The sequence below is a fragment of the Blastomonas sp. 34TW genome, assembly GCF_059803595.1.
In genome coordinates this window covers 132,855-145,349 of the sequence record NZ_JAPFGW010000009.1, presented here as the reverse complement: position 1 = coordinate 145,349, position 12,495 = coordinate 132,855, and the positions used below count along the sequence as shown (strand labels likewise).

At 66.0% G+C, this 12,495-nt stretch carries 10 protein-coding genes; 4 read left to right on the top strand and 6 right to left on the bottom strand.

Going from position 1 to position 12,495, the window contains the following annotated elements:
* Positions 1 to 7: 7 nt before the first annotated feature.
* The 4 genes from OPU69_RS12950 to OPU69_RS12935 form a co-directional block, all read right to left on the bottom strand.
* On the bottom strand, positions 8 to 2,272 hold the full coding sequence (locus OPU69_RS12950) for an NADP-dependent malic enzyme (RefSeq protein ID WP_498511540.1): 2,265 nt from the start codon (positions 2,270 to 2,272) through the stop codon (positions 8 to 10).
* A gap of 172 nt (positions 2,273 to 2,444) precedes the next feature.
* Positions 2,445 to 4,298, bottom strand: a complete 1,854-nt coding sequence (locus OPU69_RS12945) for an alpha/beta fold hydrolase (protein ID WP_498511538.1) — start codon at positions 4,296 to 4,298, stop codon at positions 2,445 to 2,447.
* A gap of 87 nt (positions 4,299 to 4,385) precedes the next feature.
* The gene (locus OPU69_RS12940) at positions 4,386 to 5,588 is read right to left on the bottom strand and encodes an energy transducer TonB (RefSeq protein WP_498511536.1); all 1,203 of its coding nucleotides are present in this window, start codon (positions 5,586 to 5,588) and stop codon (positions 4,386 to 4,388) included.
* A 184-nt stretch (positions 5,589 to 5,772) separates the two neighbouring features.
* The gene (locus OPU69_RS12935) at positions 5,773 to 6,990 is read right to left on the bottom strand and encodes a hypothetical protein (RefSeq protein WP_060978985.1); all 1,218 of its coding nucleotides are present in this window, start codon (positions 6,988 to 6,990) and stop codon (positions 5,773 to 5,775) included.
* A 128-nt stretch (positions 6,991 to 7,118) separates the two neighbouring features.
* On the opposite strand from OPU69_RS12935, the gene OPU69_RS12930 reads away from it, so the two are divergent.
* The 3 genes from OPU69_RS12930 to OPU69_RS12920 all read left to right on the top strand — a co-directional run bounded on the left by OPU69_RS12930 (position 7,119) and on the right by OPU69_RS12920 (position 9,629).
* On the top strand, positions 7,119 to 7,898 hold the full coding sequence (locus OPU69_RS12930; protein ID WP_498511534.1) for an enoyl-CoA hydratase: 780 nt from the start codon (positions 7,119 to 7,121) through the stop codon (positions 7,896 to 7,898).
* A gap of 117 nt (positions 7,899 to 8,015) precedes the next feature.
* Complete coding sequence (locus tag OPU69_RS12925) at positions 8,016 to 9,170, top strand: acyl-CoA dehydrogenase family protein (protein WP_060978987.1); 1,155 nt, start codon at positions 8,016 to 8,018, stop codon at positions 9,168 to 9,170.
* Positions 9,171 to 9,191: 21 nt separating this feature from the next.
* The gene (locus OPU69_RS12920) at positions 9,192 to 9,629 is read left to right on the top strand and encodes an acyl-CoA thioesterase (protein ID WP_066282080.1); all 438 of its coding nucleotides are present in this window, start codon (positions 9,192 to 9,194) and stop codon (positions 9,627 to 9,629) included.
* A gap of 39 nt (positions 9,630 to 9,668) precedes the next feature.
* Here the strand turns inward: OPU69_RS12920 and OPU69_RS12915 are convergent, their stop codons facing one another.
* Complete coding sequence (locus OPU69_RS12915; RefSeq protein WP_066282082.1) at positions 9,669 to 10,043, bottom strand: PRC-barrel domain-containing protein; 375 nt, start codon at positions 10,041 to 10,043, stop codon at positions 9,669 to 9,671.
* A gap of 239 nt (positions 10,044 to 10,282) precedes the next feature.
* Here OPU69_RS12915 and OPU69_RS12910 point away from each other — a divergent pair, with 239 nt between their 5' ends.
* Entirely contained in the window at positions 10,283 to 12,109 is a 1,827-nt protein-coding gene (locus OPU69_RS12910) for a patatin-like phospholipase family protein (protein ID WP_498511531.1), read from the top strand.
* Here OPU69_RS12910 and OPU69_RS12905 read toward each other — a convergent pair.
* A complete protein-coding gene (locus OPU69_RS12905; RefSeq protein WP_060978991.1) occupies positions 12,106 to 12,477 on the bottom strand; it encodes a YidH family protein in 372 nt (123 codons plus the stop codon). The genes OPU69_RS12910 and OPU69_RS12905 overlap by 4 nt on opposite strands.
* Between the last annotated feature and the right edge of the window lie 18 nt (positions 12,478 to 12,495).

Genomic DNA, 12,495 nt, shown 5'->3' with positions numbered 1-12,495 from the left:
GAAAAGGTCAGCCGACCACGCCCGCCGAGGCGAGCAGCGCCAGCGTCAGCAGATCGCCCGCGGTCGAGGACATAGACGCGATCTGCACGGGCTTTTCCATGCCGATCAGCATCGGACCGATCATCGCGTCACCGCCCAGTTCGCGCAGCAGCTTGGCCGAGAGATTGGCTGATTGCAGCCCGGGCATGATCAGCACATTGGCCGGTGCCGACAGGCGGCAGAACGGATAGTTGGCCATCAGCTTGGGGTTGAGCGCGACATCGGGCGACATTTCGCCCTCATATTCGAACGCGACCCCGCGCTGGTCGAGAATGCTCACCGCATCGCGGATATTGTCGAGCCAGCGTCCCGAGGGATTGCCGAAATTCGAATAGGACAGAAACGCGACGCGCGGCTCATGCCCCAGCCGCCGGGCGACATGCGCGGTATTCTCCGCGATGCACGCCAGTTCCTCGGCATCGGGGCGTTCGTTGACCGTGGTATCGGCGAGGAACACGGTGTGGCTCTTGCCGACCATCACGTGGATGCCGAACGGCGTCTGGCCCGGCTTGGGATCGAGCACGCGGCGGATCTCGCGCATCGACTGGCCGAAGGTGCGGGTGATGCCGGTCAGCATCGCATCGGCCTCGCCCAGATGGAGCAGCGCCGAACCGAAGATGTTGCGATCCTGGTTGACCATGCGCTTGACGTCGCGCTTCAGGTAACCGCGCCGCTGCAGCCGTTCGTAGAGCACGTCGACCATGTGCGGCACCAGCGGCGAGTTGGTGCTGTTGTGCACCTCGAACGCCATCGGATCGTCGACCGCCAGTTCCTTCAGCTTGTCGCGCACGCGCTGCTCGCGGCCGACCAGCACCGGCGTGCCATAGCCGCCATCGCGGAACTGGATGGCAGCGCGCAGCACCACCTCTTCCTCGGCCTCGGCAAAGACGACGCGCTTGGGATTGGCGCGCGCATCGCTGTACACCTGGGTCAGCACCGCGGTGGTGGGATTGAGCCGCGACTTGAGCGAATGGCGATAGGCCGCCATGTCCTCGATGCGCTTCTGCGCGACGCCGGTGTCCATCGCCGCCTGCGCCACCGCTGCCGAAACCCGCTCCATCAGGCGCGGATCGAACGGGGCGGGGATGATATAGTCGACGCCGAATTTCTGCGTCGCGCCGCCATAGGCCGCCGCCACCTCTTCGGGCACCTGTTCGCGCGCGAGTTCGGCAATCGCCTTGGCGGCCGCGATCTTCATCTCCTCGTTGATCGCGGTCGCGCGCACGTCGAGCGCGCCGCGGAAGATGAACGGGAAGCCCAGCACATTGTTGACCTGGTTCGGATAATCCGACCGGCCGGTGGCGATGATCGCATCGGGCCGCGCCGCCTTGGCATCGGGCGGGGTGATTTCGGGATCGGGATTGGCCATGGCGAAGATGATCGGCTGCGGCGCCATCTTCATCACCATTTCTGGCTTCAAGGCACCGGCGGCCGAAAGCCCCAGGAAGATATCCGCGCCGTCGAGCGCCTCTTCGAGCGTGCGCCGGTCGGTCTTGGCGGCATGTGCCGACTTCCACTGGTCGAGATCGTCGCGGCCCTGATAGATCACGCCTGAACGGTCGCACATCAGCACGTTGCCGTGCGGCACGCCCATCGCCTTGATCAGCTCGGTGCACGCGATCGCTGCGGCGCCTGCGCCGTTGACCACCATCTTGACGTCCTTGAGCTCGCGCCCGGTCAGATAGCAGGCGTTGAGCAAGCCAGCGGCGGAGATGATCGCGGTGCCATGCTGGTCATCGTGCATGACCGGGATGTTCATCCGCTCCTTCAGCGCCTGTTCGATGATGAAACAGGCCGGCGCGCCGATATCCTCGAGGTTGATCCCGCCGAAGCTGGGTTCGAGCAGTTCGACGCATTCGATGAAGCGGTCGACATCCTCGGTATTCACCTCGATATCGATCGAATCCACGTCCGCAAAGCGCTTGAACAGCACCGCCTTGCCTTCCATCACCGGCTTGGAGGCGAGCGCGCCGAGATTGCCCAGACCCAGGATCGCGGTGCCGTTCGAGATGACGGCCACCAGATTGCCCTTGGCGGTATAATCATAGGCGGTCGCCGGGTCCTCGGCGATCGCGCGCACCGGCACGGCGACGCCGGGCGAATAGGCCAGGCTGAGGTCGCGCTGCGTCGCCATCGGCTTCGAGGCGATAATCTCGATCTTGCCGGGACGCCCCGCCGAATGGAAATGCAGCGCCTCGCGCTCGGTGAACTGGACGTTGCTCTTATCGCTCATCGACAGGCCCTTGTCTGGCGAACGCATGGGGTTGCGCCCGCTGGTTGATCGAAATGTGTTCTGCCGCTTGCCCGGCCCGATGGTTTGATGACGCCCCGCTGGGTCTTGCATAGACGTGACCGCAAGCGTTGGGCAAGCCTTGACGCTACGAAATGTTGCGCAGCATGGCGGTTCAGCCCTGCCCCTCGCCGCGCAGCGCGGCCGCCACCAGGTCGGGCCGCTGGAACAGCAGCATGCGCCCCGTATCCGGCACGATCTCCGCCCGTGACCCCGGCCAGAGCGACTGCCAATAGGGCATGGAATCGGATGCCGCGTACATCGTGTCCTCGGCCCCGCACAGGATCGTGATGCGGCTGCCATCGGCGAGCGGGCGCACCGTGTCATGCGGTTCGCAGCGCGCGACGGCGAGAAAGCCCGCCCCGCCCTGCATCGCGCTTTGCTGGGTCGAACGGACATAGGCGGCGAGGATATCGCGATCGGCCAGCGTGGCGCGGTCCGCTTGCGATCCGCCGACCACCTGCAGCACCAGCCGCTCGACCGTGTGCGCCGAGGCACGGCGCGACAGATGCGTCGCCAGGGGCGCGACCAGCCCGGGGCGCGAATAGACCAGCCGCTTGACATGGCCCTGCAGCCCGGTGAGCCGCCCGTCGGCACGCGGCGGCGGCTCGGGATTGAGCACCACCGCGCGGTCGAACCGGTCGGCATGCTGCACGGCGAAATGCGCGAGCACCATCGTGCCACCCCGTGCGAGGATGCACGTCCGCTCTATCCCCAGCGCGTCGAGAATCTCGAGGATGTCGCGCATGTTGTGGTCGAGATAATCGCCTTCGATCATCGAGGTAAGGCCGAAGCCTGGACGGTCGAGCGTGATCGGGCGGATACCGCCCGCCTGCAGCGCGGCAATCGCTTTTGCCGGCAGGTGCCGCCCGGTGGTCGCGGTGTGCAGGCAGATCAGCGGGATGCCCTCGCGCGGCCCGTGATCGGCAAAGGCGATGCGCCCCGGCCGGTCGCGGCGCGGCAGCAGCCGCAGCGGTTCGGCCCCGCGCGTCGCCACCGACAGGTCGATATCGGTCGCCTCGGCGAGTGCCGCCACCGCCTGGATATGCCCGACCAGCGTGGTCAGCTGGACCACGGATTGCAGTTCGCACTGCGCGAAGATCGCTTTCAGCTCCGACTTGACGATGTTGATCGACAGGCCCAGCCGCAGCGCGCATTCCTCGCGCGTCAGCCCGCGCGCGATCGTGTCGGCAATGCGCGCCTGACGTTCGGAAAGCCCGAAGATATCGCGCAGCACCGGCTCGATCGCGAGATCGCCCGGCTGCTCGCCGCTTTCGATCTGCAGGCACAGCGCCACGAACTCGCCCTGGCGGTGGCAGCCCGCCTTGGCCATGGCGGACTTGATCGCGTCGCGCCCGGTCTCATAGCCGATGCCCTCCATCCGCGCCGCCTCGCGCACATCGCCGCCGCGCACCAGCGCCTCGGCCATGCTCACCTCGCGCGCGGAAAAGCCGAACAGCCGCGCTGCCGTCGCCAGCCCGCGCGGCTGCAATGTCGGCGGCAGATGCGCGACCAGCGCGTATTCCGCCTGGCCGCGTTCGAGCGCCCGGCGCACCTCGGCTGCCAGCGGCCAGTGGCGGGCGGCAGCGAGTGGCGCGGCAGCCACCGCGATGAACTTGCCCTTGTCCTCGAGCAGATAGGAGACGCTGGCCCGCCCTGCCCTCAGCGCGCCAAGCTCTGCCCGGCCCCGGTTGAGCGGCGCGGCCCAGGCGGCAAAGGCCGGGTCGGCGATGACGATCGTGCCATCGCCATCGCAGGCGGCCGAGGCATAGGCGCGAGGGTTGACGAAGGCGGGGCCCGCCGGTGCCCTGTCGGCATCGTGCAGCAAGGCCTCGGCCAGCGCCTCGGGCGCCTCGGCGAGCACTGCGCCGAAACCTTCGCTATCCTCGTGCAGCATGTCGAGCGGGTTGTCCGCGTCACCCGTGGCGCGGAACCGTTCCAGAAAGCGCTGAGCGCGGGACAAGGGCATGCCCTCCTGCCATTGGCGCGACCCCCGGCAGGGACAGTGTGTCGAAAGGCCCGCGCCGAGGCAAGCCCCGGCGCGGCAAGGGGAATCTCAGCTCGGCACGGTGGGGGCTTCGGCAGGCTTTGGCGGAGCCACCGTGAGGTCGATGCGTTCGAAGCGTCTCATCCCCGCGCGGCGTCGGATCAGCGAGCCTTTGGGCGTGCCGAAATCCGCCGTGAGCGTGTAGCGCTCCACCCGATAGCGTCCGGCGAGATCATCGGGCTCGGCGGCAGGCGAATAGCGCCGCTGGGCAATGGCCTTGACCAAGGGCTTGGCCCAGCCTTTCAACTCCGATCCGCGCAGGATTTCCGCAGACTCGACCCTGCCGTCCGCCCCGATCGAAAAACCGACATCGACCCAGAAGAACGGAAAATATCCGGGTTGTGGCTCCGCCAAGGGGCTGCCCCTCTCTATGGGCGGCATGTTGCCCGGTCCATAGGGCGTCGGGGTGGGGGGGGACCAGATCAGCGTCGGTCCCATTCGCTTCTGTTCTTCGGTCAGACGCGCGATCAAAGCTTCGACCGCGGCCATATCGCCATCGCTGGCCGCCAGACGCATTGCCAGCACCTCGGCAGCGAGCTTCAGCTGTCCTGCCTGTGGCACCTCGCTTGCCTGGATGGCGTCGAGCAGTTTCATGGCCTGTACACGCTGATTGGCCCGATACAACATGGCCGCGCGCCCCAGATCGGCGCGCATTGCGATCAACGGTAGGTTGGCCTCGGTCGCCCGTCCGGATAGGTTCTTCAGTTCGCGGATGTTCACCGACGGAGCGTCGAACTGGTACTGCGCCTGGATCAGCCGCATCCGCGCCATCAGCGCATTGGGCGATTGCGGAGCATGTCGGTCGAGCAGCCGGGTCTGGGCTCCCGTGGCGCGCAAAGCCTCGCGCTGGTCGCCAAAATGCCAGGCGACGGTTGCGCGGGCGGTGTGCAATTCGGCTACGGCAAAGGGATCGCTATCGGCCTGTTCCTTGGTGCGCGACACGGCTCTGGCCAATGCCGCGCGGGCGTTGTTGTAATTTCCCTCGCGGAATTCGGCCTCGGCATAGCGTACGGTCGCGATCACGTCCTCGCGCACCGTGCAGCCGCCCGCGATGCAGCGCTCGACATCGGCCTTGAGATCGGCAAGTTTCGCCCCGACCACGACGATCTCGTCGCGCTGGAGCGGGCCCGGCTTGAAGGGGTCGGGGGTTTGCGCTAGCCCGGCAGAGGACAGCAGCAGCAATGCGGTAGCAGCGAACAGACGCCTGGTCATAAGATACTCCGTCGCAAGAAAAACACCCGACTCGAAGAATATCACGGACTTGCAATCTGCCCTAGGCAAATAATCACAAGCCGCATGACTGAAAATATCGACAACAATCTTCATTATGGAGGGAAAATGACACTGTTTTCCCTAACCTACCAACGGCATCGCGCTCGACGCGGCAAAGCGGAACTCAGCCCGGCCCGCCCGGAGCCGAGGCCGGTTGCGGCGGGGCAGCGGTAAGGTCGATCCGTTCGAACCGGGGCGTGCCCGCGCGCCGACGGATCAGCGAGCCTGTGGGGGTGATGAAATTGCCGGTGAGCGTGTATCGCTCGACGCGATAGCGCCCGGCGAGATCGTCAGTATCGGCTGCAGGCGTGTAGCGCCGTTGCGCAATCACCTCGACCAGGGGCCTTGCCCAGATCGCGCGCGGCGATCCGCGCAGGATCTGCACGTCCTCCACCCGGCCATCGGGTCCGATCTGATAGCCGATATCGACCCAGCGCAGGTGCATCAGATCGGAGGAATGGCCCTGCACTTGCATCACCCGGCCATTGGCGGACGCAGAATCGCCGCCGTCCGGAGCCGGCATTTCGGGCGACCAGACCAGCAAGGGGCCGATGCTTTTCTGCTCGTCGGACAGTCTTGCGATCAGCCGGTCGACAGCTCCCGTGTCGCCGTCCCGCAGGGCAAGCCGCATTTCGGTGATCTCTGCGGCCAGCCGCAAACCCGCGCCCCTGGGATGGTCGTTCGCCTTGATGCTGGCGAGCAGCGCCCTGGCTTCTTCGCGTCGGTTGATGCGATGGAGCATGGTGGCCCGGCTGATGTCCGCGCGCATCGCGACCAAAGGCTGGTTGGCGGCTTTTGCCCGTTCGGCCAGCCACTTGATCTGCGCGATGTTCGTCGATGGGCCATCGAGCTGAAACTGCGCCTGGATCAGCCGCATCCGCGCCAACAGCGCGTTGACGGAATCCGGCGCATGGCGATCGAGCAGCCGCGACGTCGCGGCCGTGGCGCGCAGCGCCTCGCGCTGGTCGCCGAAATGCCAGGCGACGGTCGCGCGCGCGGTGTGCAGTTCGGCCACGGCGAAGGGATCGCTGTCCGCCCGGCGCTTGGTCCGCGACACCGCCTTGCCCAGCGCTGTACGCGCATCGTGATAATTGCCTGCGCGAAATTCGGCTTCGGCATAGCGGACGGTGGCGACAACATCCTCGCGCACGCTGCAGCCGCCCGCTTCGCAGCGTTCGACCTCGGCCTTCAGGTCCTTGAGCTTCACGCCGACCACGACGATCTCGTCGCGTTGCAGCGGGCCTGGGCCCGGAGCGGCAGGGTTGAGGGGAGCGGGGGTTTGCGCTAGCCCGGCGGTGGAAAGCCATGCCAGTGCCGTGGCGGCGAACAGACGATGAGCCATGCGTCACTCCGTCGGAAGAAATAACAGCCGGATCGAAAAATATCACGGAGAGCAAGGCTGCTCAAACTGCATGTTCACAGGCACCACGATAGAAAAGGTCGATAATTGACTTCACAAGGGAGAGGAACATGCCGCTCGTAACCACTGAAATCAGCGAGGGTGTCGCGATCGTCACGCTGAACCGGCCCGAGGCAATGAATGCGCTGTCCAAGGCCTTGCGCGCCGAGCTGGCCGAAGCGATGCTGGCGTTGGCGAATGACGATGCCGTGCGCGCGGTGGTGCTGACAGGCGCAGGACACCGCGCGTTCACCGCTGGACTCGACCTCAAGGAGCTAGGCGCGAGCACCGAAGGGCTGGGCGCGGCCAATGCGACCGACCCGCGCGACAATCCGGTCAAGGCGGTCGAGCAATGCACCAAGCCGGTGATCGGCGCGATCAACGGCGTGGCGATCACAGGCGGGTTCGAGCTCGCGCTGGCCTGCGACGTGCTGATCGCGTCGACCAACGCGCGCTTTGCCGATACCCATGCCCGGGTCGGCATCATGCCTGGCTGGGGGCTGTCGCAGAAGCTGTCGCGGATGATCGGCATCTCGCGCGCCAAGGAGCTGTCGCTGACCGGCAATTTCCTCGATGCCGCCACGGCCGAGCGCTGGGGTCTGGTCAACCGCGTGGTCGAGCCCGAAGCACTTCTGCCCGCCGCTACCGCGCTGGCGCGCGACATGGCGAATATCGACCCGGTCATGGTGACGGCCTACAAGAAGCTGATCGACGATGGCTATGGCCTGAGCTTCGACGACGGGCTTGCGCTGGAAGCGGAGCGGTCGAGCGCGGCCAACGGGCAGGTCGCGCCGGAAGCGGTCGAACAGGCGCGGCTCGCGGTGATGGCGCGTGGGCGCAGCCAGGCCTGAGCGCGCCTTAACCGCGCGATTAAATAGCGATTGACGTTTACGTCAACGCAGCGCTAGACCTTGGTGCACCGCCGCACGGCATGAATCGCGCGGCCGAGAATTCACCGGAGAGAAGCCATGTCGCTCGATGCCCTTGCCCGCACCGCCTATACCGCCGATCACGAGGCCTTCCGCCAGACCGTGCGCCGCTTCATGCAGGAAGAGGTCGCGCCCAATGCGGTGAAATGGGACGAGGAAAAGATCGTTCCACGTGAAATCTGGCCCAAGGCGGGCGAGCTCGGCATGCTGTGCCCGACCGTTCCGGAAGAGTATGGCGGCCTGGGTCTGGACTTCGGTTATAACGCCATCGTCAACGAGGAAGCCGCCTATTTCGGCGGATCGCCGCTCGGCTTCTCGCTGCAGTCGGACATCGTCGTCAACTATCTGGTCCAGTACGGATCTGAAGAGCAGAAGCAGAAATGGCTGCCGCGCCTCGTTTCGGGCGAGACGATCACCGCGATCGCGATGACCGAGCCGGGCACGGGATCGGACCTTCAGGGCATCCGCACCACCGCCCGCAAGGATGGCAACCATTATGTCATCAACGGATCGAAGACCTATATCACCAACGGCCAGAATGCCGACCTGATCCTGGTCTGCGCCAAGACCGATACCGAGGTGCAGCCCGCGTGGAAGGGCGTGTCGATCATCCTCGTCGAAGCCGATCGCGAAGGCTTCGCGCGCGGCCGCAATCTCGACAAGATCGGCCAGGACGCTGCGGATACCTCGGAGCTGTTCTTCAACGACGTGCGCGTGCCGATGACCAACTGTCTCGGCGAAGAGGGCAAGGGCTTCATCTATCTGATGAGCGAGCTGCCGCAGGAGCGCCTGTCGATCGCCGTTTCGGCCCAGGCTTCGGCGCAAAAGGCCTATGACGATACCGTCGCGTTCGTGAAGGACCGCAAGGCCTTCGGCAAGACGGTGTTCGATTTCCAGAACACCCGCTTCGTGCTCGCGGACCTGAAGACCAAGCTGCAGGTCGGCTGGGCGCATCTCGACTGGGCGCTCAACCGCCATGCCAAGAAGGAACTGACCGCCGTGGAAGGTGCCGCCGCCAAGCTGTGGCACACCGAACTGCAGTGGGAAATCATGGACAAGTGCCTCCAGCTCCACGGCGGCGCCGGCTATATGAACGAATATCCGATCGCCCGGGCCTGGCGCGGTGCGCGCGTGACGCGCATCTTCGGCGGCACCAACGAGATCATGAAGGAACTGATCGGCCGTTCGCTCTGAGCAGCTGACAGGACCATTTGAATGCCCAAAGCAGAAGCCTGGCAGCGCGATCCGGAAAGCTATCCGTTCAGCACGGTCACCGAAACGCGCTTCCAGGATCTGGACCCGCTCGGCCATATCAACAATGTCGCGATGGCGGCACTGTTCGAAAATGGCCGGGTGCGGTTCAATCGCAATCTGGGGCTCGAACGCCGTCAGCCGGGCGAGCGCTGGCTGATCGCGGCGGTCTCGATCGATTATGTCGCCGAAGCGCATTTCCCCGACCCGGTCGAGGTGATGAGCGGCATCGGGCGGATCGGATCGTCGAGCTGGGACATCTATTCGGCCGCCTTCCAGCAGGGCGTGTGCGTCGCGACCTGCGTGTCGACGCTGGTGCTGACCGACAAGAACGGGCCCAAGCCGATCCCCGAGCCGTTGCGCAAGCGCTATGAAGAGCTGTTCGTGCGCAAACCGGGATGAGAAATGGGCCGGAGCATTGCTGCCCCGGCCCTTTCGTCCTTACCAATAGGGCTGAACCTGCCAGTAATTGTAGACGCTCGACTGATAGTCGCGGTCATAGGCGCGGTCACGATCGCTTTCGGAAAAGCGCGGCGCATCCTTGAGCTGGTCGGCGGTCACGTTGACCAGATAGCCGCCAAGATCGGTGTCGTAGCTGAGCTTCGACCAGGGCAGGCTGTGCAGTTCGCTGCCGATGCCGAGAAAGCCGCCGACCGAGACGATGACGTCGGTGACGCGCCCTTCGCGCTTGCTGATCAGCATGTTGGTGACGGTGCCGATCTTCTCGCGATCCGCGCCATAGACCGCGGTGCCATCGACGCGGTCGCTCGAGATGGTGTCATAGCCGCGTTCGAGCGTGCTGTCGGTCATGTTCATGGGGGTTCTCCTCGTGCTGTCCGCCGGTTCGCCGCTTCCGTTGGGGAATGGGGCGCTGACCGGGCCATGAGGCGGTTTGGGGGTGGCCCGGCCAGCAGGGCATCAAGGGTTGAACCGGCAAAGCGTTGCTCGCCTCGTCGCAAATAGCGCTGCCAATACCGATACTTCTGTTTTTCATGGGGCTGGGCTAGGGTCGGGCGACAATCGCGCGGGGGCTGACGTCCCGGAGAGGATGATGGGTGACGCTGGAGCCTGATCACGAGCATGCGGATGGCAGCCTGCGCGACTGGATGCAGTCGGGACTGTTCGCGGGCGTCGATCAGGCGGCGATCGACGCGCTGAGCGACCGCGCGCACCGGCTCGAACTGCCCGCCGGGAACATCCTGGTGCGCCAGGGCGATCCAGCCGATTCGCTCTATTTCCTCGAAACCGGCCGCTTGCGCGTGCTGATCGAGACGCCGACCGGCAACAAGGCGGTGGCGCAGATCGAGGCTGGCGAACCGGTCGGCGAACTCGCCTTTTTCGGCGGCGGCACGCGCACCGCAACGCTGCAGGCGAGCCGCGACAGCGTGGTTATGGTACTCGACCGGGCGAGCTACGACGCGGTGGTCGCCGCCTATCCGCAGCTCGTCCCTGCCATCCTCACCGCCGTGACCCAGCGACTCGCGGCCGTCACCGCCAAGACCCCGCCGATGGAAGCGCGGCTGCCGCGCGTCATCGCGGTGGTGCCGTGCGGGTCGAGCCGGGTCGATCCCGCGCTGCTCGGCCGTCTGACCGATGCCATTCGGACCACCGTCCCCGACGATCGCCAGGTGATGCTGGTGCGCGAAAGCGACGTGCCGCCCGGCCCCGCCAGCGCCTATCAGGCCTGGCTGCGCGAGCACGAGGCGCGGCGCGGCTATCTGCTGATCGACGCCTCGGGCGATCCCGAATGGGGCTCGCTGGTGTGCCGCAATGCCGACGGCCTGCTGATGATTGCCGAAACAGGCGCGAATCCGGCGATGAACCCGCTCGAACAGGCGGGCTGCGCGGCAATCGAACCGCCCAACCGCACCTTGCTCGTCATCCGTGCCGAGGGCAGGCAGGCCATCCGGGGCACTGCCGCCTGGTTGACCGGGCGCGATCCGCATCTGCACCACCACATGGCGCTCGACAGCGAGGCCGATTTCCGCCGCGTCGCGCGCTTTCTCACCGGGCGCGCGGTGGGGCTGGTGCTAGCAGGGGGCGGCGCGCTCGGCTGTGCGCATCTGGGCATCGTGCGCGGATTGCAGCGCGCGGGCGTGCCGATCGACCTGATCGGCGGAACCAGCGCGGGCGCTGCGATGGGGGCGGCGATCGCGCAAGGGCTGTCGGTCGACCAGACGCTCGACCAGATGGAGGCGATGTTCATCGGCGCCAAGGCGATGCGTCGGTTTACCGTGCCGATCCATTCGCTGCTCGACCCCGCCGTGTTCGATGCCGAGCTCGAGGCGCGCTACGGCAATGCCGATATTGCCGACCAGCCGATCAACTTCTTCGCGATTTCCACCAACCTGTCGACCAATGACCTGCATGTCCACCGGCGCGGCGCGCTGTGGCATGCGGTGCGCGCCTCGGGATCGCTGCCGACGATCCTGCCGCCGTTCATCGATACGGACGGCAATATCCTGGTCGATGGCGGCGTACTCGACAATGTGCCCGTCGTGACGATGCGCGCGCTCAAGTCCGGCCCCAATATCGTCGTAACGCTGGGCGAGGCGGGACAGGTGTGGCGGATCAAGGCCGCCTACCAGTCGCTGCGGCGTCGCGGGCAGCTGATCCGCGATCTGCTGCTGCGGCGCAAGGCGGACAGCGATTTCCCCTCGATCGTCGAAATCATGCAGCGATCGATGGTGGTGGCGAGCCGCATTGCCTCGCGATCGATGCTGCGCGAGGGCGACATATTATTGAGCCCGCCGATCGTGCCGGGCATGCAGATTCTCGACTGGCATCTGGGGCGCAAGCAGGCCGAACAGGCGGCGCGCTATGTCGAGCAGCAGGTCGCCGCGCATCCCGAACTGGGCGGACTGGCCAACCCGTCGGATTAGACCAGCCACCAGATTGCGCCGATGAGGGCCAGCGTCGCCAGCGACAGCAGCCAGGACAGCAGCCGGATGCGCATCGGCTTGAGCGCAGACACGCTATGCGCTTCGAGCTGATCGACAATATGCCGCGCGCGCCGGTCGGCGGAGAGAAACACATAAATCGCGACCAGCAGGAACACGCTGGCGATCGCCTTGGGCACCCATTCGGGTTCGAGCTCGCGGAACAGCGCGTTAAATCCCAGTCCGATGCCGACGGCGGCCATGCCGGTGCGCACCCATCCGGCAAAGCTGCGCTCATGCGCCAGGACAGTGCGATCCTCCGCTAGATCGGTGCGGTCGCGCGCCAGCTCGCGGCGTTTCTCGGCATTCATCGGACGGCTCCTCGCGCA